The sequence below is a fragment of the Paenibacillus sp. FSL W7-1332 genome (genome assembly GCF_037969785.1).
GTDB lineage: Bacteria > Bacillota > Bacilli > Paenibacillales > Paenibacillaceae > Paenibacillus_AQ.
This window is the reverse complement of sequence record NZ_CP150209.1, coordinates 432,266-458,089: the sequence shown is the minus strand read 5'-3', so window position 1 is coordinate 458,089 and position 25,824 is coordinate 432,266. Positions and strand designations below refer to the sequence as shown.

Sequence of the window (25,824 nt, the reverse complement as noted above, 5' to 3'; positions counted from 1 at the left end):
ATGTCCTTACTCCCCCTGCTTTTTATTAGCCGCGCGACGCAGCTTCAATTTACGGTATAGTCGTTCGATCAAGATGCTGGTTGCCGCAAAATAAATAATGATGGCGATAATCGAATCGGCGATTTCCGGCGGAATCTCCGTCATGGCATTCATAAACCCTCTGCCCGAGTAAAGAATCCCGAAGAACAAGGCCGACACGAAAACACCGATAGGTGCGTTGATTCCGAGCAGAGCTACGGCAATCCCGTCAAATCCCTGGCTCGGCAGAATGCCGATCTGCATGCTGGAGGCATTTCCCGCATACTGTGCAACTCCCGCGAGGCCCGCGAGACCGCCGGAGATAAACATGGACAGCACGATGCTGCGTTTGACAGCGATACCCGCATATTCGGAAGCGTGACGGTTGAATCCGACCGCCTTCAATTCGTATCCAAGCGTTGTTTTGTTAATAAGGAAAGCGACGACCAGAACAGCAATGACCGCGATAAAAAAGCCCAGATTGACATAGGAGCCTTGGAACATATCGCTGAGCCACTGCTGATGCAGCATGGCTTCAGGCGGAAGCTGACGCGATTCCGTCTCCAGACTCGCCCCTTTGAAGTAACCCGGAATGACATAATAAACGGTCCAGTAGGCGGTCCAGTTCATCATGATCGTGGATACGACCTCATGTACGTTATATTTAGCCTTCAGGAACCCTGGGACAACCGCCCATAGCGCACCGCCGATAAACCCGACCAGTACCATAACCAACAGGAGCAGAGCCCGCGGCAGGTCCAGCGAAAGGCCGACAGCCGTCGCACAAAAGCCACCGAACAGCATCTGGCCTGCAGCACCGATATTAAACAGTCCGGTACGGAAGGCAAAGGCCACAGACAAACCAGTCAAAATAAGCGGAGTCGCCGTCGCCAGCGTATTTCCGATCCGCTCCGGGTTCTTGAGTCCACCCTGGATGAGATACTTATACCCTTCTACCGGATTATGTCCGGTCAGCGCCATAAGCAGTGCCCCCGCAATGAGTCCGAACAGGACGGCAAGCAACGATTTTACGCTGTTATTCATGTGGTGCCTCCTCTTTTTGATACCCGGCCATCATTAGTCCGAGCTCTCTTTCGTTCGTTTCGGAGGTTTTAACGATACCTACCAGTTCACCGTTATTAATAACGGCAATGCGGTCCGACAAATTCAGCACTTCATCAAGCTCCAGGGAAACCAGTAGAACGGCTTTTCCCTTGTCCCGCTGTTCGATCAGACGACGGTGAATATATTCAATCGAGCCTACGTCAAGGCCCCGGGTCGGCTGAACGGCAATAAGCAGATCCGGATCGCGCTCTACCTCACGGCCGATGATCGCTTTTTGCTGGTTACCTCCGGACATCGAACGCACGATCGACCGGCCGCCCGTTCCGGAACGCACATCAAAGCTCTGAATGATATGCTCCGCATGCTTGCGGATCGCTGCTGGCTGCAGCAGCCCGTTCTTGGAATACGGTGGGCGGTTGTACACCTCGAGGATCAAATTCTCTTCAATGGTATAGTCCAGCACGAGTCCCCTCTTTTGACGGTCCTCCGGAATGTGGCCGATTCCGCTTTCATTCCGTTGACGGACAGAAAGACCGTTGAGCGTTTTACCATTCAAGCTCACCGTTCCGCTCTCGGCCTCGCGAAGTCCGGTAATGGCTTCGATCAGTTCCGATTGACCGTTACCATCCACGCCTGCAATACCCACAATCTCCCCGGCATGCAGGTCCAGACTAAAGCCTTTGAGCGCATCGACTTTCTTGCTGTTCTTTACCGTAAGCGATTTAATCTCGAGAACGGTCTTGCCCGGGCTACTCTCCTGCTTGTCCACCTTAAAGGAGACGCTGCGGCCCACCATCATTTCGGCCATTGCCTCGCGGCTCGTGTCTGCCACTTCAACGGTGCCGATTGTCTTGCCTCGGCGGATGACGGTGCAGCGGTCAGCAACCGCTTTAATTTCTTTCAATTTATGGGTGATCAGAATGATCGATTTGCCTTCATTGACCAGGTTTTTCATAATGCCCTGCAAATCTTCGATCTCCTGAGGGGTCAACACTGCGGTCGGCTCGTCGAATATGAGCACTTCCGCGTCGCGGTACAGCATTTTGAGAATTTCCACTCTCTGCTGCATCCCGACCGAGATATCCTCGATTTTGGCATAAGGGTCTACATTGAGGCCGTATCGCTTGGACAGTTCCTCAACCCGTTTGGCAGCCGATCTCACATCCAAGCCGAAGAAGTACTTGCGCGTCTCGCTGCCCAGAATAATATTCTCGGTCACGGTAAACGGCTCGACCAATTTAAAATGCTGATGCACCATCCCGATTCCGAGTTTGTTCGCGACATTCGGATTCGAGATCCGCACGTCCTTGCCGTTGACTTTGATTACGCCACGGTCAGGCTGATACATACCAAACAGGATACTCATCAGGGTGGACTTGCCCGCCCCGTTCTCACCGAGCAGCGCATGAATCTCGCCCTTCTTCAGCCGAATCGTAATATCGTCATTGGCTACGATCCCGGGAAATTCCTTGCGGATGCCCACCATCTCGACAACATAGTCCATGGTTTTGGGTCCTCTCCTTCTTTTGTGTTGAATATCTTCCTATGCATAAATTGTTTTAAAAAAACGCGGATCGACTCACTTCCAAACAGCCAGAACGCAGTTACATAGATCGAATTCCACATTCAATATCAGAATGCAATCGCTTGCGCCGATGATACGGTCTGATACCTAAAATAGCTCCACAAAGTGGAGCCTATGCTTCGATGCTTGTTCCAAATCCTTTGCGGGGGCCCCAAAACATATACATGCGATTACAGAATTGCTTACGCTTCACTGAAATACCTTAAAAAAAGACGGAGGGAATCCGTCTTTTTTTCATGCGGTATCGCAGCTTTTCAAGTAAGTCTATCCACGTCGTAGATGACCTTGGTATCTTGGATTACTTAATCAAATCGCCTTGCTCAGCGGCTACTTTAATTTCGCCGGCTTTGATTTTGCCAAACACTTCGTCCACTTGCTTAAGAACGTCATCGCTCAGGTTCGGGTTCTTCTCAGGAAGACCGACGCCGTCATTAGTTGCATCCAGCGTAAGTGTCTGTCCGCCTGGGAATTTACCTTCCATTTCAGCTTTGATCATATCGTAAGCCGCATGGTCGATTTTCTTCACGGCCGAAGTCAGGACAACGGATTTGTCGCCTTCATAAACGCCATCTTGATACTGGTCAACGTCTACGCCAACGATCCATACTTCAGATCCGTTCTGTACGCGGGTCTTCGCTTCGTTAATCGCACCAACGCCCACGCCGCCTGCTGCTGCGAAGATCACGTTTACGCCGCGGTCATACATTTGAGCCGCCAATTGGCTGCCTGCTGCAACATCGTCAAAAGATCCTTGGTAGACAACGTTCTCTTTGTTAATTACCAGTTTCGTTCCGAGATTCTCGTTGGCATAAGCTACACCCTGCTGGAAGCCCCAGTTGAACTTCTGTACAGGAGGGATTTCCATGCCGCCGATAAACCCAGCTTGTCCATCCTTCACATGAAGCGCAGTCGCTACGCCAGCCAGGAATCCGGACTCTTGCTCAGCGAAGAAGATGGATACGGTATTTTCCTTAACTACCGGTGTTGCGCCCTCTTCCCCGGAATGAGGCGTTCCATCAATAATAACGAATTTAGCATCTTTATACTTGTCTTGTGCTTTAAACACGGCTGTTTCAAATTTGAAGCCTGGGGTTACAATGAACTTAAATCCGGCATCATACAGGTTTCCGATCTCTTTTGAATAGTCGGCTTCCGTAGTTCCGGCCGGCTTCAGGTATTTATACTCCATTTTGAAGTCCTCGTTGGCCTTCACGATACCTTCATATGTTCCTTGGTTAAACGACTTGTCATCAATGGTTCCTGCGTCCGTAACCATCCCTACCTTGAAGTTTGCCTTAGGTGCGTCGCCGCCTGCGCCGCCGCTTGGTTCTGACGCCGGTTTGTCGCCGCAACCTGCCAGCATTGTGACAGATAACGCCAAACTGATTAAAGATATGACCCCTTTTTTCATTAAGGATAACCCTCCTAGGTATATATGCCCGAATACTAGATTCGCGCTATTTACAATATATTAATAAAACAGACCCTTTTCAACATAAATTTGGGTGAATCTGTCAAACTGCATCTGTGCCGCGGTGAAACGTTTAAGACATGTTTTATTCCAATTCTAGTAGATATAGGAACCCCCAGTTAACACGCTATTGATATCACGGTTTTTATAGATAACATGGGAGTTACAGCGGGTGTGATAAGTCAATCGTGCAAGTGATCAGACCCTTCCATAAGGAAAAAAATAACTGCGCTTTATGCAAAGAAAGCACCTCGGCAAGGTGCTTACAAACATGCTGATTATTCCGATGAATGCTATGAATGATTATTCATTTACGACGGGACTTCATCATGCGATTATACGTAATTAGGCCGGCAATAATCATGGCGACTACACCCAAACTGCTTGCCGACTCCGGCGTCATGCCAAATACACCCGCCAAATTCGTAACCAAACTGTTCGTAAGCAGCGCCACTGCAATTAGCATAATTGGACGCCACACGTTATACCTTCTCATCTTCGCAACACCCCCAAGCCAGATTTACAGCATTATAAGAACCCCAAATCACTAAGATCGCCTAATCTATTAGATGCATTATACCATGAATAAGTATGCGTTTACATTAATCTCCTTCATTATATTAGATGTGTTCATTAACATCGAGATGCGTCTCATATTCCTCATGCGCTCAGAAATACCGATTCAAAGTAAAAGCCACGATCACAACGTGGAAATCTCGCGCTGCGACCATGGCATTTTTTATTGAAGCATTAGTTATTATGCAAAATGTGTGGCACGGTAGAATTTGGTCATGGAATGCCCTCACCCTAAGTCTACTTCTAGGAAATCAGGCCAGATGCCATCGAAATCTGAGCTCGTGCTGGAATAACTTATCAGTCCTTCTTGTTGTATTCGAATGAAATTTTAACGGGATCCGACATTCCATCCATAGACAGATAGGCGTCGCAAGTTCCCTTCAAATTGCCGGTAAGCTTAATCATGAATTCGAAACTTCCCGTTTCTGTACTGGTCGTCTGGCCTTCGTAGCGAACCTTCCCTTTCGAATCGAGTATTTTCAAATTCACTTGGGACTGGCTGCCGTTCACGACCAGACCGTCAATCGTCAATTTCTTCGCAGCGGCATCCACCACGGCTCTTGCGCCGTCAATTGTAGTGCCACCCCCGGCATGGCCGTCAACGCCGAGAACTTCGATTTCATCCAGGAAGACCCAGACGTTGACCGGGAATTCGACTTTGACATAGCGGGCGTATACTTTATCGGATCCCGCTTTCCCCGGCACACCATCTGTTATTCCGCTCCAACCCACGAACTCGGCCGAGGCAGCATCCTGTGCCGGTGGCGGAGAAACGGTTGCCAGCGTGCTCCAGGATTCGCCGTCAGATGAAACGGAAAAAGCGACGTTCTGAGGAAAATAGATGCCAGGTCCTTGATCCTGAAGAAAATGGGCTCTAATTGCCCCGATCGATTTGTTGCTGCCCAAATCAAATGTGATGGTGCGGCTTCGTTCGTCAGGGTAATCGCTTCCCGCATGGGCCTGCCACTGCTCGGTGCGGTAATCCGTCCCGCCGAATCGGCCGTCCGTAAGTTCGTTCCCGGAATCGGGATAGTTGCTGTTAGGCTGCTGTGAAATTGTATAGCTTTGGCCAAGAACCAGATTGCTGAGTCCCCCTCCGTCAGACCAGGTTTGAATGAGAACTTGGGCGTAGGAATCAAGCACCGTTGCGGCCGGGACCGAAATCAACCCTTGCGCTTGGACGGCCGGGTCGTGAATGTGCGCGAGAAAATCCTGCATATACGTCACGGCTTCCTTCGGCTTGTTATCGTCCAGAAGAAGTTTGATGGTCTGCAATCGATACGTCAAATCATTACCAAAAGCCGGCTTGATATCGTTCGATGCGACATAACGCTGTACAACCTCCGCCATCGTCTCCGGCGCCGGGCTGCTATCGATGGCGTACGTTCCGTTCAAATACTGGTACAGCCAGTCATACATTAAACGCAAACTTGGATCCTTGCTTACCCCTAAGTTGTAGACTGCATTATTGCCTTGATAGTGAGCTCTGAAGCCATTTTGCATCAGACCGGATCTGACGCCGCTGTCCAAGTATTCGACAAAACGCTGACGAAGTACGGGATCTGTCAGCATTCCGTCATCAAATTCAACTTCGTTCCCCATTCCGTATCGCTTTGCAGTATCCGTAGCATCGTCCAGACGGTCGGAATCCATTCCGCCAAAGAAATAGTTAGGCTGAAGCGCCGCGGCATCGAACCCTACGTCTTTCCACATAAACATTTTGTAAGCATAGGAGTGTGGAATCCAGAAAACCTTCATGTTCATGGCGTGCACTTTATCCGACACCATGCGAGCGATGTCCGGTCCCGATTCGGATATATCGATTTGTTCCGGCATCCAGTACATGCCGACAAGCTCAAGATTCGAGTAGTTGGCAGCCTGCCATCTTTGCCGGGTCTGGTCCAGCCACCACTGCACCGCTTTTCCTCTGTTTTCAGACGCTTTTTCTTTGCCTACGACGGCGTCGTTGAAATTTAAGGAACCGCTACCGTCAATGTCGCCAAAATCGGTTAAGGATTCCCCTGGATTCGGAATCATTAACACAACCTTGACTTGATGATCGGGCTGTTTCAGCTTGGCTCCAACTTCCTTGGCAGCCTCATTCAACTGCTGCATATCGCCCGTGGCTGCAAATGTTTTATCCAAATACCATTTCCAATCGTCCAGGTTCGTTTGTCCCTGACCGAAATCGCGACCGGCAGGCGAAGCAATCCCGAGATATAGAACGCCGTCATAAAGCCAATCGACCGGCTCGCCGTCTTTATTTACATAACTGATATTAGGGATAATCCGTTCCTTCTTCCAATCGCCCAAACCATTCGCATATTGTCCGTTATACAGCAGATTCAGATTCCGGATCCCGGCCGTAGCTTCCCCCGGCCCCAAAAAACGAGGCTGCTCGGCAGGAACCTTTACCGCCCCTTCAATCTTGCCGTCCATACCCATAATTTCGATTTCGTCAATATATTCCCACTGTGTAGGATGCATATAAAAGGTCACCTTCACATAACGGGCATAAGCCAGCTTGCCTTCCGTATTCCCGCTTTTGATTCCATCCCGGCTGCCATCCCATTCAAAGGTCTCCTGTCTGGGCGGTCCTTCTCCCCACAGAAGCTGCGTAGCGTAATGGGAAAGCAGCCCCCAATTTTCCTTATCGTCGGAGACATACATCGATACCGACAGCGGCACGAGAATCGAATTCGTAGGAAAATCTTGAAAGAAATTAGCCGTGATCTTTCCAATTGACTTTTCCTCACCGAGATCGAACACAACTTCGCGAGCCTTTCCGCGCAGATGTCCTACCCATGCCGGGTCGTTCATATCCAATGCGCCGTATTTTCCGTCCGTAAGCTTGTATCCGTCATCGGGATGCGAAGCTTCCGGAGCTTCAGACCATTCATACGGAAGGTTTGCCGCGAGATTGCGGAATTGCGTCTCTTGCACAGCCGAAGATACTGCCGCTTGGTTTTCGTCTTTTGCTTGTGGTGCCTGTTCCGCTGCCGGTTCGCCAGCATCCGTCAGTTGATCTAGTTCGACCTGTGGATGACCTGTATCCTTTCCTGCTTCCATCTGGTCTGCACCTGCCGCCTGCAGGACAGTCACATCCGGAACAGGCGATTTCGCCTGCACCGCAGAGACTGGAGCCATTAGCAATACGGCTGCTAATAATCCGGATACCCATTTTTTATTCAAATTCATCAAGGCCAACTCCTTTTCTTTATTCTCGAGTACAGAAATATCAAAACTTTAAACCCTTATTTCTGTTCCGGGTGAACGCTAGATTTTAATCCCCCCTTTCGCGAATTCCGCCATAAGCAAGCAGCAAAGCGTATAAGATCGGCTTCCTCCAGAAGAGGAAGCCGTCACCGCCGCATCCAGTGCCGCCAGCGGCACGAAGTTTCCAGTGGGCAACAGCAGGAGTACAGCGCAGCCAAACACTCCGCACTTCGGGCGATTCTTAGGCATGGATTAGCAAACTTCGGTTTATCCGTGTTCAGGTGATTCTGGTCTACTTCGCCTTTGCCGCCAGGAACTCATCAATCTGCTTTTGCAGTTCCTGCTGAATTTTTTTGAGGGCAGGGCCGGCTTCCGCTTCAAATTTCTTCAATGTCTCGTCCGGATCGATAACCCCGTTGAACAGCGCCGTGTAGTATTGCCCATCAACTGTATTGTACTGGCTGACCTCGTTTTGCACCGGGGTACTGTCAAATTCGAAGCCGGCCAAAATATCGGTCGTAAACATGTCGGCATCCTTAAGCACAGCGTTCAATTCCTCATTCTCGCCCTTCACATCACTCCGCTCATCGACGGGATTCCACAGCCAAACATAGCCGAATGCAGAGTAGCCGGATGTATCCAGGGTTTTCATTTTGTCGTCGCCTACCGCTTCCCAGTGCTTTCCTTCAATTCCGTAAGAAAGCAGATCATAGTTTTCCTTCTCATTCGCCCAGTTCAGGAACATAATCGCCCGTTCCTTGTTCTTGCTCACCTTCGGAACGGCCAGAAAGTTCCACTGTTTGAAGTCGGTGATGTTCGCGCCCTTCTCCGGATTAAAGAAGGTGACCGTCTCCAGCTCGCTGTCCGGCACATTGTTCTTTAACGTGTTCTTGAGGGAATCGCCGATACCGAATGCGCCGTTCGTAACGATCGCCACTTTGCCTGCCGAGATCGGCTGGTGAAAATCTTTTGTCGTCAAAATGTCCTTGAAAATCAGACCGTCAGTAAACCATTTGCGCGTGTTCGCCAGCCATGTTCCGATCGGCTCCCGATCCTCCAGCAGATTGTAAACTTTGCCGTCATTGTTCTTGTAATAGAGCATCAGGCTGTTGCCCAGGGCGTGGGTCGGTCTGACATGGGTTTCGTAATCGTTCAGCGCATGGTGAGCGACAAATGTATAAGTGCCGGAGCCTGCGGTCATCGGGATGATGCCTTTCTCCTGCTCTTTCACCTTGTAGGCGAAAGCGATCAAATCTTCATAGGTTTTAATCGGCGGTACGCCGAGCTTCTCGCGAATATCTTTGCGCACCATGTAGGAATTGCCGGACATGTAGCTGACGCCGAGCGGAACGGCCATAATTTTGCCGCCGTACTTGTTGTAATCCCACATTTGCTTCGGCCGTTTCTCGAGCACCGTTTGGCCGTACTGGGCCAACAGGTCGTCCAGTGGCTCATAGAATCCGTTAGCGATCATTTGGTTGATATGCAGCCATGGCGCATCGAAGATGAGATCGATGTTTTCGCCGGAAGCAAGCGTCACCTGTGTCTTTTGCGCCAGATCGGACCAGGGTACGAAGACGACGTCGAGTTTGACGTTGATCGTATCCTTCATTCGCTTCTCTGCTTCGGCGATGACCAGATCCATATCCGGCGGTCGATCGCCGGGAATCATGATTTTCAGGGTCACCTCTTCAAGTTTGGCGTCACCGCCGGCGCTGTCTCCGGTTTGACCCGACGGTCCGGGCGTCTTCCCTTCCCCTTCGTTCTTGCCCGAACAACCTGCAATCGCGATGAGCGCGATCAACAACACGAGCACGATGGGCAATAGCTTTTTCATAGTCATTCCCCCTGAATCAATAATAGAGAAAATAGGCAGATGAGCCGGTTCATAAACTGCAGCGATTGAAAGCTCGAACCGGCCAAACGCCTTCACGTTTGCCGCTCTACCCTTTTACCGAACCAAGCGTCAAACCTTTAATAAAGAAGCGCTGGATGAAGGGATAGACGAACACGATCGGGCCGATGGTAACGCAGACGATCGCCAGCTGCATGCCATAGGTCGGCACGACGACGTTGTACTGCGTCTGGCTCCCGCTCACATAAGCCATAACATTCAAATTGGACATAAGCTGGCGGATCATCATCTGCAGCGGCAGCATTTTGTGATTGTCGATAAACAGCAATGACAAGTACCAGTCGTTCCAATATTGCAGCGCGTAAAACAGGCTCACCGTGGCAATAACAGGCAGCGAAATCGGCCAGATGATGCGAAAGAAAATATAGAGATCATTGGCGCCGTCCACAGTCGCAGCTTCATTCAATTCATACGGCAGCGTCCGGTAGTAAGAGACAAGAATGAAGGCATAGAACGGATTAAGCAGATAGGGCAAAATGAGCGCCCAAACCGAGTCTTTCAGATGCAGCCAGTTGGCGATCAGCATGTAAAAGCCGACAAGTCCTGCGCCGAACAACATCGTCAGAAAGGTTAAAAACGATAAAATATGGCGGTACTTCACTTTCCGGTGGCTTAGCGTGTACGCATAGGCAGCTGTCAAGAGTACGCCCAGGGCCGTGCCGGCGATCGTCACGATAATCGTAATGCCGTAGCTTAGAAACACCTGCTTGCCGGAAAGCAAAAATTTGTACGCATGGAGGCTGAATTTGCTCGGCAGCAACTGGTACCCCGCCGTCTGCAGAAGCGATTCATCGGCGAACGAGTTGATGAACACAATCCAGAACGGAATGAAGCAAAACAGCGCAAAAGCGCCCAGCACCGCGTACATCAAAACAAGAAACAACCGTTCTCTCACTTCGATCACACCTTAACTGGCTGGGACTGAAGCAAAGGGCCGGTTCGGAGCTGGAGAAACGCAAGTGGTCGCCTTTGTTCCCTAATCGTATCCGCTTAACGAGCTTATACGATCATAACGATTCGGGAACAACAGCGATCGAAAAGCCCGAATCCGGCCTCATGCCAACTCGCCCAACCTTCCTTTTAGAATAGTCTTGAATCCGCGTCCACCTTGCGCGCGATCGCATTGAAGATCAGAATCGTGACAAGCCCCATGCAGGACTGGTACACGACAACGGCAGCGGACATGCTGAAATTCCCCAGCTGCCTCAGCGCACGAAACGCATACGTATCGATGACATCTGTCGTTGGAAAGAGTATGCCGTTATCTCCGATGATCGCGTAAATCATGCCGAAATCGCCGTAGAAAATACGGCCAATGCCAAGCAGCGCCAATATCATCACGGTCGGCCGCATCAACGGCAGCGTTATGTAGAGCATCTGCTGCATCCGGCTCGCGCCTTCTATACGGGCGCTCTCGTAATATTCCGAGGAGATGCCCGTAATGACGGCCAAAAAAATAATGGAATTATAGCCGGCAATCTTCCAGGCGCTAATGACGGTTAAGATATACGGCCATACGCCAGGCGTCAAATACCAGTCCACTCCTTCGTAGCCAAGGGCGGCAAGCGCGCGGTTAATGAGCCCCTCGGATGTACTGAATAGCGTCAACGTCATCATGCTGACAACAAGCCAAGAAATGAAATACGGTAAAAAAATGAACGATTGCGTGATTCGCTTGAACAGCCTGTTGCGGATTTCGTTCAGAAAGATAGCCAGCACGACCGCGCTGCCGAGACCGGTTACGAGAAACAGTGCATTCAGGAAAACGGTATTCAGCGTCACCCGCAGCCAGTCTTTCCCATTGAAGAAAAACTCGAAGTTTTTAAATCCGACCCATTCGCTCCCCCATATTCCATCGGATAGCCGGTAATCCTGGAAGGCGAGCAAATGCCCGGCCATGGGCATATACGCAAATACGACCAGAAACGCAATGCCGGGCAGCGCCAGCAAGTACAAATACCGGTTCCGCGACAGCTCGCGCACAAACGACCCGCCGAACCTTCTACGTCGCTCCAAAGAGCGTCCCTCCTTTCTTGTGCGGCTTGCAGGATTCGAACGGAGCCATCGTAGCATTCACGGCTGCTGCTTGCCTAGTTCTCATTGGCCGGATCTGGTTCTCACGCGGCAGATTCGCAAGCGTTCGACCGGTTGTTATTGGTCTGGCCGGTTCTCAATCGCCCGTTGACCTTTCTAATTCGCAGAGTTCCCTGCTATCTGCCGCGTCCGCTCCATCCGCTCGCTCGCCTTGCTATCGCGGTATTGGCTTGGCGTCATACCGGTCGCTTTTTTAAATGCAGTGAAAAAGTGGCTTTTCGTCTGAAAACCGGACTGCTCTGCAATTTCGGTGACCTGCATGCTGGTCTGCTCCAACAGCTCCTTAACCTTCCCGAGCCGCTCGTTCAAGATGAAATTCGATAGAGGCATGCCATGATGTTCGTGAAACAGCTGCCGGACGTATTTGGCCGACAAAGCGATATGGTCAGCGATATCGTCTACCGACAGCATCGGGTCATGGGTATGGTAGCGGACGTACTCGATGATTTCCCTCACCAGCTTTTCCTTGCGATTGAATCCCTTTTGATCGCTAAGCTGCCGGATCATCCGCTCGATTTCTTCCTTCAACCATCCATGAACATCAGTAAGCGTGGCGAACTGCCTCAAGTGGCGCTCAATCCCTTCAACACTCTGGATAGACATCACTTTGCTGAACGACTTGACGATCGCAAACAGAAGCAGCTTCAGTTGGAATTGACACTCGGTATATTTCATCGTCTTAAGGCGCGTGAACACCTCGTCCAGCATGGCCAGCACCTTCTCCTCTTTGCCGCTTCGAATCGTCTGGATCAACCTTTCATGCACGGCGGAGTCGATCGGCGACTGTAAATCGGCATACCGTTCAAAGTCTTGTTCGACGTAGATTTTGTCATCACCGCTGACAAACTTGAATAATGTCAGTTCGTTCATATCGTCGTATACTTTGCGTAAATCGTCATGTACGCGCCGCGCTTCGCTTTCGGCGATCGTCACGTCCAGCTTGACGTAACGGCTGACTTGACGGCTGAGCTCCTTGAGCTCTTGGGTCAACTCGGGATCAGGGAGGGAACTGGCCGTGCCAACCAGAACGACCAGATGGTCGGTCCCGAAATCGACCACCTCGATCGGCCGTTCAGCTGTGCCGAGCAGCTCCTCTGCGATATTACCGATTGCATACTTGAGCAGCTTGCGAGAGACAAAATCGTACTGCTCGGATATTTCGTAATAGGAATCAATCTTGATCACAGCCAACCGAAGCCACTCATAGTCAAGCAGGCATGATTCGCGCGCAACCGCCGCTCTGGCGCCGTCGCTCAGCCTGCCCTGCAGCAGCCATTGCCGCAAATATTCGGTCTTGATCAGCGGATAATGATCGCGAAGCATAATGACGCCCTGCTCAATGACACCGTAATCGTGCTCCCCCTTCACGCCCAGCTTCCGCTGCAGTTGATCCGCCAGCCGGCGAAATGGCCCGACGAAACGACGCGAATTCCAATAGGCGGCCAGAAGCAGCGCCGCGAGCAGCAGGAGCGAGCAAGCGATGATGACTGTTTTGAACGCCCCGGCCTTTTTGCGGAATTGCTTCATTTCAGTGACAGATATAATGGTCCACTCCGGCGATTCCATCCGCGCATAATTGACGAATGCTTTCCCTCCCGTACGGCTCAGCTCAAATGAACCCCCCTTCCGTCCCGGCTGGATGCTATCCACGGTCTCCTTGAGATGCTCATCCCGTTCCCCCAGAATCAACCTTCCTCGATCATCCACAATGGAAAGCAGTGTATCCGCCCTTCCGTCGCCTGAAATCAAATGCTTCTGCAGCTCTTTCTTGTCAAACAGGACGACAAGATACCCGTCTCGGTTTTTCTGCACAGGAGCCGAAGGAAGCTGAAGCGCCAAATACGTGTCGTTTCCTATCTGATGATCAAAATAACGAAGGAAGGTCCCTGGCGTACGCTCAATCCGCTTCAGCATCGGCTGATCGGCAAATTCCTCGAACGAAAGCAATCCGACTTTGGAGTCGATCACCTCATGTTTACGGAAGCTAAATAAGTAAGCGGTTTCAATATAAGGTTCATTAGATAGATATTTCGTCAACACCCTCATTGTGCTGGCATTTTGCAGCAGATTGTCGGCGGAAGCATACATCCAATTCTGCACGGTTCGATCTTCGTACATGGTCAGGCTGTACCATTTTAACTTAGCCAGGATGTACTCGACCCGCTCCGCCATTTCGTCGATGCGGTCCTGATTAAACGTCCCCATCTGCGAGTATGCGAAATGAGAAAACCGGTTGGCCAGAAACAACGAGAACGGTATGATGGTCATTGCAAAAAAGATGCCGCTTATCACAAATATGCGCCAGGATGTCGATCTGAACATAATGTCCCCCTGTCCCCCTTCGTCTTTAGGAGTTCTCTTACGACCAATATGTCCTATCATAATGCACCCCTTTTCCGTTTGCCTAGTTCTCATTTGTCCGTCAAGTTCTATTTCTCCGGATTCGCGCTGCAGCACCTACGTTCCTGCCCAAGGAATAAGTGATCTGATGTCCGCCAACCCGCATAACGGCACTCACGAACTGGGCTTTGAATTGTGGTCCACTCATATGCACACATAGCAGAACAGCACCCTCCGCTTTATGAGCGAGGGGTGCTGTCTTGATGGTCATTCACATTCAATAGAAGAAACCGACCATTTGCATCATTTTAACCGTGACCGTGACATCAATTTGATGTCAAATCCCAAAGTTGCGCATCTATCTATTCATGCTGCTGGATTCAACTCAGCTTCTGCCCACAATTCGGACAGAAGTTCGCCCCCTCATTCTTTGCGCCGCAGTTCGGGCAGAAGTTGGGCTTTTTGTTTCCTTCAGAAGGGGATGCGGTCGCTGGAACGGCTGGCTCCTTCTCGGCCGGAGGCTGTTGGCTTTGATTCGGATTGTTCCGGTTCTGATTGTTCTGGTTTGAATTATTCTGATTCATGTTTTTCATCATTTCATTAGCCATGTTCATCCCCATCATCATGCCGGCCATATCCGAAGCCGCACCGCCGCCTTGCACCTTACCGGATGCGATTCCATCCGTCATGCTCACCTGCTGGTATTTTTGCAGATTGCCGATCATTTCATGGGAAGCCGTCTTGGTGATCATATCCTGAATTTCCTTCGGATAATTGAAGCTCATCACCTGGAAGCCGGTGATCGTGATCCCGTTGTCCATCACTTCCATGTCAAGGTCTTCTTGAATCCCTCTCGCGATATCGGAGGCGTTCGCCTGCAGATTGAACATGTCCTTGCCTTCGCGGCTGATCCATTTCATCAACAATTGATCGAGCACCGAGGTGATCCGGATCTTAACGTCTTCAACTAAGTAGCTTTCTTTCATCCCGGCTATTTTGTCGATGAGCGTCACATAATCATTCACTTTAAAATTGAACGTGCCGTTGGCACGAATCGGCATTCCGCCCGGAAGCTGAGGCGTCGGAATGAGGATCGGATTCTGCGTCCCCCATCTGACGGTGAATTCCTTCGTGTTAACGAACAGGACTTCCACGCGCATCCCGCTGTTAAATCCGAATTTAAACCCCTTTAAAGTAGAAAGGAACGGAATGATATCCGAGTCGATGTTATATACGCCTTCATCCTCAAAAATTCCCTCGATCTTGCCGTTATTGACAAAAATCGCGTCCTGACCGGAGCGGATGACCAGCTTACTCCCTTTTTTAATCTCCCGGTTGCTCCATTTCCAGAAAATCATATCGTCCCTAAACTCTTCCCATTCCACGACGTTAGAAAATTGGTTCTTGAAAAATCCCATCGATGTTATCCATCCCTTCCCTTAAAATTTCCCGCTGCTGCTGCTATGCGAATGGCCGCCGCTGCTGACGCCGCCTCCGCCTCCGCCGCCCGAGCCGCTGCTCGTGTTGCGCTCGATCTTCTGCTTCGTTACCGTTGTTCTAATATAACGGTCCTCTTGGTTCAAGATCCCCGATGTGCTGGCATCCTCATAGGTTCGGCTGTTGACCGTCACCCGTCCGCCGGAACGGTAAGCCATGACCCCCACGGCGATCGCGCCGATGGCAGCGGCAGCTCCCAGCTGAAACCAGAGATTAAATATAATATTATCCGGGTTCACGTCCGGCTCAAAGCCCATGTACCGATGAGCGGTTTTGATGTATTTTTCAAAAGCCTGCTTATAATTGCCGCTCGACAAATCTGGTGTGATCTTGCTGCGTATTTTGGTCAGTCTCCCAGCGTCCAGATACTTCTCAGCCTTATAATAACCTTCCAAATGCACGTTACGAGAACCGTCACGCGCACTCATTACTATGGTCAAAATGACGGTATTGCCGTGCCGCCTGTCATACCCGGGTGCGTACGCATCGTAAAAATTTTCCGTCCATGTCTCATAATCGTCATTCTCGACACGGTCAACCGTAAGGATCATAAAGTCCGTTTCGCGTTCGGCACCGTACTCATTCGCCATCGCATTCAGCTCATTCCGTTCTTCCGGGCTGAGCAGATTGGCTTCATCAAAGATTAATGGCTTATCATCCGCAGCGTTGACCATCAAGGCCGGAACCATCAGGTAGGCAATCAGGAAGAACAGAACAGCCCCTACCACATATCGTCTTCTCACAGGAAACCTCCTCCCATCGCCCAGGAGATCAGCTTCAATGACAGTAACGAAACTCCCGAAATGCCTGCAAACCACGCAGCCACTTTTGCTTTGCTAATCGGCGGTTTGCCGACCACTTTTCCCGTCTGGCCATTCATCGCAAAGGTATGCTCCGATTTATTGTAATCATAGTGCACCATCCATACCGGAAGGAGGACATAATCGGCCTGTTTCAAGGTGGTATCGATTCGCTTGTTGGTATAATTCACGGTTGTATATCCTGACACCGCGGACGAAATATACGAATCAATGTAGGAGCTGATCTTATCCTTGGCACGCGGAAGAAGCTGCTCTTCATCATGGCTGTATTTTTCGGCAATATACCCGGCGAGATAAGGCGTCTTGAATTCCTTCAGCTGCTGATAGGGGAAAGGCTCCAGCTTATCCATCAGTTCATCATTCATTTTCTCCGAAGCATCGATCGGCACCTTCACATAGTTCAAGCGAATCTTCCGGTAGATATCGAAATGCTGGGTCTCCGTGTACTGGTAATCTCCTTGTGTGTAGGTTCTCACCTTGGTGCCGTGGCCATGAACTTCAACCCGATTATGTAACTCATATAGCCAAAAGGGCACATAGATCCCGGTAATTTCCTTGATCCGATTCGCTGTCATAAATCCGCTTGGCGTCAGAAGACCGTTCCTGCACCATTTCTTGAAAGCCTTCATCGCTTCTTCCTTGGTAATCGAGAACGGGATGACCATGACCGGAGCCAACTCACCGCTCAGCCGGTCGCTGAGTACAACGGCGGATCCACAGAAGCTGCAAGTCGTAGCGCTGGTTTCGGGCTCTGTCACGATGACGGCCCCGCAGCTGTTGCAGTGATACTCCTTCACTTCGTTCTCGACGAAAACCTGCTTTTTCAGCGGGTCGGGAATTTCCTCGATATTATCTTTTCTTCCGCAGCTCGAGCAAGACAACATTCCTGTATCGCCGTCAAAAACCATGCTGCTGCCGCAGTTCGGGCATTTGTATTCGATAACCGGCATTTCTTCACCTCGATAACAATGAAATGATTATTCCTTCTTTTTCAGCTTATCTTTGATTGCTTCCAGTTCATCCTGGGCAGAGGGAGTCTCCATTGGAGCAGCTCCGTCCTTCTTCATATTCTTCTCCAATTCAGCGATCAGATCGTCCAGATCGTCTTCCTTCGCTCCGGCGCGAAGCTCGGCCAGGGCCAGCGCTTCATCCAAGGCACGGTTTGCCTTCTCTTCCATCGTGTTGAATGCCGCATTCGCACCGCCCGAGGATGCATGGCCGGCGTTTATATTCTGCTGGACTTTGGCAGCCGCCATCTTCCCTTTCAACTCCGCATAACGAGCTTCCAGCTGACTCATGTCCGACACCAGTTTATCCTGCATTTGTTTCATCCTGACGGCGTTTGCGGAAGCCGATTCGTAGGCTGCCTGCAGTTCGCTAAGCTTCTCGGCCTGAGCCGTTTTTCGCTCCAGGAACCTCAGGGCATCGCCTTCATTTCCCGCTTCCATAGCCTTCTCCGCATATCGCTGCAGCTTCTTGATCTCGCTACTGCACTCATCAAGCGCCCGCTTCGCTCTTCGCTCATCCGAGAGCACGGAAGCCGTCTCCGCTTTCACCTTACCCAAGTCCGTATTCAAGCTGCGCATATAAGTATCAACTGTTTTCTCCGGATCTTCCGTCCTATCCAACAGCGCGTTCACATTCACCTTCATAACATCCTTAAACCTCGATAAGATTCCCACCATGAGTGTCCCCCTCGAAAAGTTTACATTTAAACTATAATACCCTATATACCGACAAAAGGTTTCAATTGCCGAAATTCGATGGAATATATGTAAATTTATTGCTATGGAAAAACAAAAAAATACCCTCCGACCCAATGATCGGAGGGTGTATATATTAGATATCATCCCGAATCTGGATACGCTTCTTACCGGGATTCGGCTGCTTCGGTATTTCAAGCTTAAGGACTCCATCCTTCAGGAAAGCGGCAATTTGGTCCTCGGCTATGTTCTGCACGTAAAATCTGCGCACATACTCGCCATAACGGCGTTCCTTCCGGACGATCTGCTGCTTCGTATCCTCTACGCTGTGATCCTCCTTGCGAATGGCTTTGATCGTTAAGTAAGGGTCAGCGTAGCTGATTTCGATGTCGTCCTTTTGAAAGCCTGGAAGTTCCGCCTCAACCAGATAAGCGCGCTCCGTCTCTTTAACGTCTGTTTTGAAAGACATCATCGAACCTTTGAACGGTGCAAACGCCTCATCTTGAAACGCATCGTTAAAGACATCGTGAAATGACTTCACCAACTGTCCGAAGGCATCCTCTCTGCGCTTTCCAAATGGCATCAAATCAAACATCATAGATTTCCCCTTTCTTATTTGACCTTGTTTGACCTTACGCCTTTATTATATGCCTTGCACGCATTAATGCCAAAACCGATGATGAAGAAATCAGAGCTAAAATAGCGTATTTTCAGCCGATTTTTTGAATGAAGGGGTATCGATCTTTCGATTTGACCTTTTTTGACCTTTAGACTATATTGTATCTACCGTCATCAAGCAGCCCGGCTCGTGACGAATCTTGGGACATAAAAAAGGCACCCTAAGGGTGCCTTTCACATTAAATATGGGAGCCTGAGGATAGTCGATACATCATGAAAGATTGCCTCGACACCATCTTTTGCGAGAGCAGCAAACAGCTGAGGTTATCGTTTATTCACAATACGATCGATTTCACTTTTCAACAAAAGGTATCGATGCACGCTTCTCATGATCGGAACTTTGGTCAGCTTATTCTGATCGACATAGCTTTTCATTTGATCTTTGGACAAACCTAACAATTGACCTGCCTCAGAAACGGTTAATACTTCTTCATTACTGGTTGCATTAAACGTTTTTTTCACCTTTAAATTCCAATCTTCGAACACCTGCATGAGATCTCAACCTTTCTTTAACGCAACGAATGAAACAAAATGGTTAAGGAGCCGAAAAGGCTTCTCCCTACGATTTGGTATCCTTGCGCTGATTCTTACGGTAAAGCTTGATCTGCTGATCCGACGAAACAAGGATCGGTAGAATTTTATTGCTGCTAACCATGGACGACGCGCACTGTGAACAAATGGGAACTTCCTTGAACGAGAAGCTATCTCGAATCCAACCGTTACACCCTTCCTTCGTACAAGACCAGATCGCGGTCATCTCTTCCGGCAGATTTTCCAGTGGTTTATTCCAAGAATAAGACAATGAACTTCCCCCTTTAGCTACATTTTTAACGCCTTCATGCTGCTTGAGCTCTATTATAAAAAAAACCCCAAACGGTACGTTTGGGGATCTTTTCACGAATCTACAGTTTTACAACGTTCTCGGCTTGCTGTCCGCGGTTGCCTTGAACTACGTTAAATTCAACACGTTGTCCTTCATCAAGCGACTTGAAGCCGTCACCAGTGATTGCACTAAAGTGTACGAATACGTCTTCGCCACCTTCAACCTCGATGAAACCAAAGCCTTTTTCTGCGTTAAACCATTTTACTGTTCCTGTTTGCATAGAAACACCTCCTAAATTTATATGATTTTCTCATTTTTGGTTAAAAAACAAAAAATTCACATATTGCACAAGGTTCCTAATCAAAATAATAACCCTCTGCAATATGTGAATCTCAGGTCAAAATCCCAATAAACTTATTATACCCCAACCGATCTAAAATAGCAAACGTCTTATTTCTATGGGCGCAATCCAAAAAAAGACATGGATAAAATAAACTTAAACGATACCAAGCTAATGGGGAGATTGATGAGAAGGCAAGTAGTCAGTTTAATCTGCTAGCTAGAGACATGTTTACGCAAAAAAAAGACCATTCCCCGGCAGAATACCGGGGAATGGCCCAAGGCTACAGCTTTAAAATGTCTCGCGAATACAGCCGTGTTATGTGCTCCCATCAGGGGTTACATCTGAGCACCTGTCTGATAACTGAGCAGCTGCCGGAAAGTGCCTTTGTGATCTTGGGACAGCTGCTGATAACCTCCCTGCTGGATAACCCGCCCCTGCTCCATCACGATGACCTGGTCCGCATGGCGAATGGTGGACAGCCGGTGAGCAATCACGATAATCGTCATGCTCCCTTTCAGCTGTTCCAACGCTTCCTGAATCCGCTGCTCATTCTCACTGTCGAGCGCGCTTGTCGCTTCGTCCAATACCAGAATCGGAGGCTTTTTCAAGATAGCTCTGGCCAGCACAATCCGCTGACGTTCTCCCCCGGACAGGCGGATACCCCGGTCACCGATGACGGTATCGAGGCCTAGCGGAAGCCCGTGCACGAATTCGTCGGAGGCTGAAAACCTCAGCGCTTCCCACAGCTCGTTATCCGAGGCATCGGGAGCCACCAGCTTCAGGTTATCCCGTATGCTCTCATTGAACAGAAAAGGATCCTGCGCCACATATCCGATCCCCCCTCGGAGTGACATCAGCTGACGTTCGTCCTCCATGGACACGCCGTCCACAAGAACTTGCCCGCTCTCCGGTTGGATCAGTCCCATTAGAAGATCAATAAGCGTGCTCTTGCCCGCGCCAGATTTGCCGACGATAGCCGTCATGCGATTGGCCGGAATATGTAAGTTGATATCTCGTAAAGCATAGACGGGGCTAGAGGCATCGTACCGATAGTCCACATGACGACAATCAATTCCATGCTGCAGCTGTAGTCGCTCGCCACCTGCCATCGGAACCGATCCGGCGATTTCCCTGTCTTCCTCGTATTCCGCTTGCAGCTCGCGAATCGCCCGGAAGGCCGGGAAATTCGACACGAGCTGCTCGGTGCTCGATTGAATGCTGATAAATCTAGGCCATAAGCGCGAAAAGATAAGAACGATCATCAGCAGCTGCTCGGCAGGCGTACGCAGCACTTCCAGCGCCAAATACACAAATCCGGCAACCAGCAAGACGGACGAGAGCCGATAAATCAGCTGGGACAAAGAATTGATTTTGCCAAATTGGATGAAGTTATGCTCCATCTTTCGCGACAGCCTGTCAAACCAGTTCATATGAAACGGCTCCAACCGGTTGCTCTTGATATCCTTGATGCCGTTGAAATGTTCGCTGATGCCCGCAAAATAATATTTTGATAACTCTGTCGTCTCCTCGCCGATCCGCTTCGATCGCCGGATGAATCTGCGTCCGAACAGGGCAAGGAGCCCGCCGCTCAACAGGACGATGAGAGTCAGCAGCGGAGCCAGCCAAAGGGCAAGGCCGATCTGAATAACCGTGAACAAGAAAGACGAGACCATCTGCAGGAACAGAAACGTTCCCTGATTCACGCGCCCGAGCTCATTGGTCATGACATGGTTGAAATCCGACCTGCGGTGCCGCAGGAAAAACTCCCATTTGGCATGCAGCAGCCCTTGATACGTTTCCATACGCAGTTTGCGAATGAATCGCTGCAGGATTTTTGCATTTAACAGGTTCTGGCTTCGCTGCAGCAAGGCCTGCCCGCCCACAATCACAACATAGAGGGCCAGCACCATCGGCAGATTGAGCTGCAATGACCATGAACCCGCAAGGTCCATCAAGGTTGAGACGAGCGGCACCCCGCTCAAATCGGTCTCGAATACGCCAATGACCCCGAGAAGCGGGACGATCAAATAGATGCCGATGCCGTCCAGAACACTGATGACCAGAATCATACTCATATTGAGGTAAAGCTTAAACCCGGCCATCCCATGCATTTTACGGATAAAATATAAGAGATCCTTCAATGTAAAAACTCCTTATCGGATGACCGCTTCAAGTTCAAATCTCCGGCCCCCATATCCTTACCGAATATCCCGACGACGGCATATCGTTCGTGCCCTTCTCTCCCCGTTACAATATAAGAGCCGCAGCGGAGCCAGGCATGGGCCACCATCATTCCTTTATCGTCCCGACCGCTCCCCAAATAAAGCGTACTCGGAATCCCTCTTCGCTCCAGCATCTTCATCGCCGCAACGGCTTTAACCAGGCACTGGCTTTCCCACCATGTGACACGGCTCATGGTATGTACGGCTCTTGAGATTTGGCGGACAAGCGAAAGCTCCTGCTCCGTATAGCCCACATACGGCGTCTCCTTCATATGTTCTCCCAGAGACGAAGATACCTTTTGAAAAGGAAATAGCTTGAATACCCTTCCCCAGGCCAGATAAACATAAGCTTCTGCCAACATCAGCTTCATGCTGACAGGATAAGACATGAATCGGCGTGCTTTCCGGTAAAGGCTCATTGCTATTTATCCACCTGAACAAGGCCTTCCGTGGCTAACTGCTTGAGAAACAATCGGACCTGCTGCTCGCAGAGCTCCGGCTCGATTTCATACTCCATCACCAATTGATCCACCATATTGGAGATCGTAACGGGAGACGAAATAAGTTCCCATATCCGCCCGCCAATCCGTCCCAGATTATAATACTTGCCGTTTTCGATGCTCAGCATCACCTTCTCGCCATCCATATCACTGACGAGGAAACCTTCGGATTGCACAACAAGCGCGTCTGTCGTGATTAATTCCGTACTCATGAGCCTAATCCTCCTTTTATTGATACATATCGTATCCGGCATGAGATTCCCACCATCCCATATGCTCGGTATACCATTGAACAGTGTGCTTCAGTCCCTCTAAAAAATCATATTGAGGCTTCCAACCGAGTTCATTTACGATTTTATCCGGACGATTTGCATATCGATAATCCTGCCCGGGGCGGTCCTCCACAAATTCAATCAGATGGTTTGGTTTATCTAACATCTCCAATATTAAATGAACGACTTCAATGGTTCTTTTTTCTTGATTAGAACCAATATTATAAACCTCACCACGTCGACCATAATGCAAGACCCTGTCGATTGCCGTGTTATTATCCTTAACAAATACCCAATCACGGATGCTTTGACCTTCGCCATGTATCGGGATGCGTTGGTTCTGAAGCGCATTCAATATCACCATTGGGATGAGTTTTTCGGGATATTGGGCGGGACCATAGGTATTCCCGAACCGTACAATATTAAATGGCAGGCCGTAGGTATTGCTGTAAGATGAAATCAACATATCCGCACTCGCCTTGCTGGCAGAATAGGGATTGTTGGGAGCAATTGGAGAAGCCTCTGTAAAGAACCCGGTATCATCCAACGAGCCGTATACCTCATCCGTGGATATTTGCAAGAACAACTTAACGCAATGCTTAATTGCAGCATCCAGAAGAGATTGAGTGCCATTGATATTCGTCGTAACAAAGACCAAGGGATCCTTAATGCTTCGATCAACATGCGACTCTGCAGCAAAATTGATGATAATATCAATACCGTGGTACTGGACAATAGAATCCGTTCGGGCTCTATCGCAAATATCCCCATGAATGAAGGTGTAGTTAGGATACTCAAGGAAATCCGAAATATTATTTACATTACCCGAGTACGTCAGTTTATCCATATTGATAAAACGATACGAAGGATACTTGGGAAGCATAAGACGCAAAAAGTTACTTCCGACAAATCCGGCTCCGCCTGTAATTAATATCGTTGGATGATCCGATAACAGGTTTCTTATGGACATTAAATCCCCTCCGTTTTCTCCATCCCTATCACTAATCAGGAAACCTCCGGACTGTACGATAAGATCATCGATTGTGATGAGTTCGGTATTCATGGATTGGACCCCTTTAACTCGATACAATTCGTATCAATTATAGCAAGAAAAGCTCCCTTTTGTATACATAGTTATACGAAGTTATTAGATTTAGGGGAAGAGTTCGTAAGGGGGATTAAGTGAGGAAAGTTAGCGTAATTAAATTAAATAAAAGAGGATACTTCATCTTTATTTCGTTGCTGAAGATATCCAGCCACTCTATATGTTCAAGTATAAATAATGCATGTTACATGGAATAAACGAGTAATTTATTTTGCAATGGAATCAAAAGTTATAAGGGTGTGAAATTATGTTGTGGGGATGTACCCAATTGTTTTTTAGTGAAAACAGATGAACATACGTATAGTACCCAGAAAATACTCGTAGTGTTTAGAAATCTGCTATCCGAATAATTGTTGATAAGTATAAATAATACAAACACTAGGAACCAAATTGTGATGCCCCCCTTAAGGAACGACAGCTTAACAGCCCTTATCAGCACAAAAAAATAATGTACAGATATTATTACAAGTCCAATTACACCAAAATCAAGCAAGAAATCAAGTATACCACTGTGGCTACTCGATAAACCCGGATAATTTAGGATATTCCAAACATCAAGAGCATAGCTACTGTACCAAAAACCGCCTCCACCATAGCCAAACCACATTCTCTCATAAATAAATTCTCTTACCACTGCCCAAATTTCTGTTCTACCCGTCAACGTGGGTGTACGATCTAATAAACTAAATAAGAAATCCAGGTTTGATGTTACTATATAAATAGTACCAGCTGTTCCAATAGTTCCGAAAAAAATAAAAGAAACAAAAAGAGACCGATGGATGTTATAGAGGTTTTTATAAACTCTATAAATAATCGGTATTACAAGGCATATTAATGAAACAACAATAGCGGTCCTTGATGAGGATAAAAACAGCAATACAGAAAATAACCCAAAATACAAACCAGCTATTACTTTATTAGTTTTCTTAGTCAGAAACCATATTTCCGTTGTGAAAATACCTATTGCACAAATCGTCCCCAAAGCATTCTTATGTCCAAAAATCCCCTTCCATTCACCAGTATGATTAATACCCTGATGGATGAAATACTGCGGAAATAAAATTCCCAAAACAAAACTTAATACTGCTGAGATCATTAAAAATATAATAATGTATTTAAAAAATACCTCGGCATTGTATTTTAATACAATATAATACGCAAATAATGTAGCGGTAATTATCTTCAGCAGAAATATAAGTGTGATAATGGGTACAGCTGACCACAATAAAGACATAAAACAGTAACATATAAATACCAACAGTATTTTGTCAGTAAAGATAACTCTGACCATTGTACTGATTATAGGGAATGTAAATAGTAATGTAATACTCAACATAGCACAATTAACAACAATTTGGTTAATTGATGCCCCCATCGTCGTTTGTGGCAGAGCGAAAAAGAATAATGAGAAAATAATGAATACATTATCAAGAAATGACGATGATTTTATACCTGAGGTGGTTGGATTTAAAGCGATAGAGCTGTCCCTCATGTAGTTCCCCAGTCCTTTTCACAATATTATAAACACAAAGTAAAATAAAAAATTTTGTTTCTTCTCCACGATAACAACACAAACTCCT

At 48.6% G+C, this 25,824-nt stretch carries 24 protein-coding genes; all 24 read right to left on the bottom strand.

Going from position 1 to position 25,824, the window contains the following annotated elements:
• Window positions 1-6: 6 nt before the first annotated feature.
• The 24 genes from MKX98_RS01965 to MKX98_RS01850 all read right to left on the bottom strand — a co-directional run bounded on the left by MKX98_RS01965 (window position 7) and on the right by MKX98_RS01850 (window position 25,736).
• A complete protein-coding gene (locus tag MKX98_RS01965) occupies window positions 7-1,062 on the bottom strand; it encodes an ABC transporter permease (RefSeq protein WP_220686863.1) in 1,056 nt (351 codons plus the stop codon).
• Window positions 1,055-2,587, bottom strand: coding sequence for an ABC transporter ATP-binding protein (locus tag MKX98_RS01960; protein ID WP_216534983.1), 1,533 nt, complete (start codon window positions 2,585-2,587; stop codon window positions 1,055-1,057). Before MKX98_RS01960 ends, MKX98_RS01965 begins: the two co-directional genes overlap by 8 nt.
• A gap of 379 nt (window positions 2,588-2,966) precedes the next feature.
• Window positions 2,967-4,079, bottom strand: a complete 1,113-nt coding sequence (locus tag MKX98_RS01955) for a BMP family ABC transporter substrate-binding protein (RefSeq protein ID WP_216534984.1) — start codon at window positions 4,077-4,079, stop codon at window positions 2,967-2,969.
• Window positions 4,080-4,446: 367 nt separating this feature from the next.
• The gene (locus tag MKX98_RS01950) at window positions 4,447-4,635 is read right to left on the bottom strand and encodes a hypothetical protein (protein ID WP_220686864.1); all 189 of its coding nucleotides are present in this window, start codon (window positions 4,633-4,635) and stop codon (window positions 4,447-4,449) included.
• A 377-nt stretch (window positions 4,636-5,012) separates the two neighbouring features.
• Window positions 5,013-7,913: a DUF4855 domain-containing protein gene (locus MKX98_RS01945; protein WP_339221117.1), complete on the bottom strand. Its 2,901-nt coding sequence runs from the start codon at window positions 7,911-7,913 to the stop codon at window positions 5,013-5,015.
• Between the two features lie 78 nt (window positions 7,914-7,991).
• Entirely contained in the window at window positions 7,992-8,180 is a 189-nt protein-coding gene (locus MKX98_RS01940; RefSeq protein ID WP_162487547.1) for a hypothetical protein, read from the bottom strand.
• 43 nt (window positions 8,181-8,223) lie between these two features.
• Window positions 8,224-9,768, bottom strand: coding sequence for an extracellular solute-binding protein (locus MKX98_RS01935; RefSeq protein ID WP_339221114.1), 1,545 nt, complete (start codon window positions 9,766-9,768; stop codon window positions 8,224-8,226).
• 106 nt (window positions 9,769-9,874) lie between these two features.
• Complete coding sequence (locus tag MKX98_RS01930) at window positions 9,875-10,741, bottom strand: carbohydrate ABC transporter permease (protein WP_220687535.1); 867 nt, start codon at window positions 10,739-10,741, stop codon at window positions 9,875-9,877.
• Window positions 10,742-10,926: 185 nt separating this feature from the next.
• Window positions 10,927-11,862: an ABC transporter permease subunit gene (locus tag MKX98_RS01925; protein ID WP_113059096.1), complete on the bottom strand. Its 936-nt coding sequence runs from the start codon at window positions 11,860-11,862 to the stop codon at window positions 10,927-10,929.
• Window positions 11,863-12,036: 174 nt separating this feature from the next.
• A complete protein-coding gene (locus tag MKX98_RS01920) occupies window positions 12,037-14,262 on the bottom strand; it encodes an AraC family transcriptional regulator (protein WP_339221111.1) in 2,226 nt (741 codons plus the stop codon).
• Window positions 14,263-14,362: 100 nt separating this feature from the next.
• Window positions 14,363-14,488 (bottom strand): hypothetical protein, encoded by a 126-nt coding sequence (locus MKX98_RS01915; protein ID WP_339221109.1) that lies wholly within the window; start codon window positions 14,486-14,488, stop codon window positions 14,363-14,365.
• A 172-nt stretch (window positions 14,489-14,660) separates the two neighbouring features.
• A complete protein-coding gene (locus MKX98_RS01910; RefSeq protein WP_220686869.1) occupies window positions 14,661-15,698 on the bottom strand; it encodes an SPFH domain-containing protein in 1,038 nt (345 codons plus the stop codon).
• A gap of 21 nt (window positions 15,699-15,719) precedes the next feature.
• Entirely contained in the window at window positions 15,720-16,520 is an 801-nt protein-coding gene (locus tag MKX98_RS01905; protein ID WP_339221107.1) for a TPM domain-containing protein, read from the bottom strand.
• Entirely contained in the window at window positions 16,517-17,548 is a 1,032-nt protein-coding gene (locus MKX98_RS01900) for a TFIIB-type zinc ribbon-containing protein (RefSeq protein WP_113059091.1), read from the bottom strand. The genes MKX98_RS01905 and MKX98_RS01900 overlap by 4 nt, the downstream gene beginning before the upstream one ends.
• Window positions 17,549-17,575: 27 nt before the next feature.
• Window positions 17,576-18,280 (bottom strand): PspA/IM30 family protein, encoded by a 705-nt coding sequence (locus MKX98_RS01895; protein WP_339224284.1) that lies wholly within the window; start codon window positions 18,278-18,280, stop codon window positions 17,576-17,578.
• A 157-nt stretch (window positions 18,281-18,437) separates the two neighbouring features.
• Window positions 18,438-18,896 carry an Hsp20/alpha crystallin family protein gene (locus MKX98_RS01890; protein ID WP_339224282.1) on the bottom strand — a complete coding sequence of 153 codons (459 nt, stop codon included), beginning with the start codon at window positions 18,894-18,896 and terminating at the stop codon, window positions 18,438-18,440.
• Window positions 18,897-19,243: 347 nt separating this feature from the next.
• A complete protein-coding gene (locus MKX98_RS01885) occupies window positions 19,244-19,471 on the bottom strand; it encodes a helix-turn-helix domain-containing protein (RefSeq protein ID WP_113059088.1) in 228 nt (75 codons plus the stop codon).
• Window positions 19,472-19,538: 67 nt separating this feature from the next.
• The gene (locus MKX98_RS01880) at window positions 19,539-19,781 is read right to left on the bottom strand and encodes a cold-shock protein (RefSeq protein ID WP_071219234.1); all 243 of its coding nucleotides are present in this window, start codon (window positions 19,779-19,781) and stop codon (window positions 19,539-19,541) included.
• A 100-nt stretch (window positions 19,782-19,881) separates the two neighbouring features.
• Window positions 19,882-20,082, bottom strand: a complete 201-nt coding sequence (locus tag MKX98_RS01875) for a cold-shock protein (protein WP_006207692.1) — start codon at window positions 20,080-20,082, stop codon at window positions 19,882-19,884.
• Window positions 20,083-20,480: 398 nt separating this feature from the next.
• Window positions 20,481-22,286, bottom strand: coding sequence for an ABC transporter ATP-binding protein (locus tag MKX98_RS01870; protein WP_339221100.1), 1,806 nt, complete (start codon window positions 22,284-22,286; stop codon window positions 20,481-20,483).
• Entirely contained in the window at window positions 22,283-22,786 is a 504-nt protein-coding gene (locus tag MKX98_RS01865; RefSeq protein ID WP_339221098.1) for a lasso peptide biosynthesis B2 protein, read from the bottom strand. The genes MKX98_RS01870 and MKX98_RS01865 overlap by 4 nt, the downstream gene beginning before the upstream one ends.
• A gap of 2 nt (window positions 22,787-22,788) precedes the next feature.
• Window positions 22,789-23,079: a lasso peptide biosynthesis PqqD family chaperone gene (locus tag MKX98_RS01860; RefSeq protein WP_071219237.1), complete on the bottom strand. Its 291-nt coding sequence runs from the start codon at window positions 23,077-23,079 to the stop codon at window positions 22,789-22,791.
• 16 nt (window positions 23,080-23,095) lie between these two features.
• Window positions 23,096-24,202, bottom strand: a complete 1,107-nt coding sequence (rfbB, locus tag MKX98_RS01855; protein WP_259445512.1) for a dTDP-glucose 4,6-dehydratase — start codon at window positions 24,200-24,202, stop codon at window positions 23,096-23,098.
• A gap of 271 nt (window positions 24,203-24,473) precedes the next feature.
• Complete coding sequence (locus MKX98_RS01850; protein ID WP_339221095.1) at window positions 24,474-25,736, bottom strand: O-antigen ligase family protein; 1,263 nt, start codon at window positions 25,734-25,736, stop codon at window positions 24,474-24,476.
• Window positions 25,737-25,824 lie beyond the last annotated feature (88 nt).

Excerpts from the sequence above, each read along its gene's own strand:
- MKX98_RS01945 (WP_339221117.1), bottom strand. The coding sequence starts at position 7,913 with ATGAATTTGAATAAAAAATGGGTATCCGGATTATTAGCAGCCGTATTG.
- MKX98_RS01935 (WP_339221114.1), bottom strand. The coding sequence starts at position 9,768 with ATGAAAAAGCTATTGCCCATCGTGCTCGTGTTGTTGATCGCGCTCATC.
- MKX98_RS01915 (WP_339221109.1), bottom strand. The coding sequence starts at position 14,488 with ATGAGTGGACCACAATTCAAAGCCCAGTTCGTGAGTGCCGTTATGCGG.
- MKX98_RS01955 (WP_216534984.1), bottom strand. The coding sequence starts at position 4,079 with ATGAAAAAAGGGGTCATATCTTTAATCAGTTTGGCGTTATCTGTCACA.
- MKX98_RS01875 (WP_006207692.1), bottom strand. The coding sequence starts at position 20,082 with ATGCAAACAGGAACAGTAAAATGGTTTAACGCAGAAAAAGGCTTTGGT.
- MKX98_RS01860 (WP_071219237.1), bottom strand. The coding sequence starts at position 23,079 with ATGAGTACGGAATTAATCACGACAGACGCGCTTGTTGTGCAATCCGAA.
- MKX98_RS01920 (WP_339221111.1), bottom strand. The coding sequence starts at position 14,262 with ATGTTCAGATCGACATCCTGGCGCATATTTGTGATAAGCGGCATCTTT.
- MKX98_RS01850 (WP_339221095.1), bottom strand. The coding sequence starts at position 25,736 with ATGAGGGACAGCTCTATCGCTTTAAATCCAACCACCTCAGGTATAAAA.
- MKX98_RS01960 (WP_216534983.1), bottom strand. The coding sequence starts at position 2,587 with ATGGACTATGTTGTCGAGATGGTGGGCATCCGCAAGGAATTTCCCGGG.
- MKX98_RS01890 (WP_339224282.1), bottom strand. The coding sequence starts at position 18,896 with ATGTTTGATTTGATGCCATTTGGAAAGCGCAGAGAGGATGCCTTCGGA.
- MKX98_RS01940 (WP_162487547.1), bottom strand. The coding sequence starts at position 8,180 with ATGCCTAAGAATCGCCCGAAGTGCGGAGTGTTTGGCTGCGCTGTACTC.
- MKX98_RS01965 (WP_220686863.1), bottom strand. The coding sequence starts at position 1,062 with ATGAATAACAGCGTAAAATCGTTGCTTGCCGTCCTGTTCGGACTCATT.
- MKX98_RS01865 (WP_339221098.1), bottom strand. The coding sequence starts at position 22,786 with ATGAGCCTTTACCGGAAAGCACGCCGATTCATGTCTTATCCTGTCAGC.
- MKX98_RS01910 (WP_220686869.1), bottom strand. The coding sequence starts at position 15,698 with ATGGGATTTTTCAAGAACCAATTTTCTAACGTCGTGGAATGGGAAGAG.
- MKX98_RS01950 (WP_220686864.1), bottom strand. The coding sequence starts at position 4,635 with ATGAGAAGGTATAACGTGTGGCGTCCAATTATGCTAATTGCAGTGGCG.
- rfbB (WP_259445512.1), bottom strand. The coding sequence starts at position 24,202 with ATGAATACCGAACTCATCACAATCGATGATCTTATCGTACAGTCCGGA.
- MKX98_RS01900 (WP_113059091.1), bottom strand. The coding sequence starts at position 17,548 with ATGCCGGTTATCGAATACAAATGCCCGAACTGCGGCAGCAGCATGGTT.
- MKX98_RS01885 (WP_113059088.1), bottom strand. The coding sequence starts at position 19,471 with ATGCAGGTGTTCGAAGATTGGAATTTAAAGGTGAAAAAAACGTTTAAT.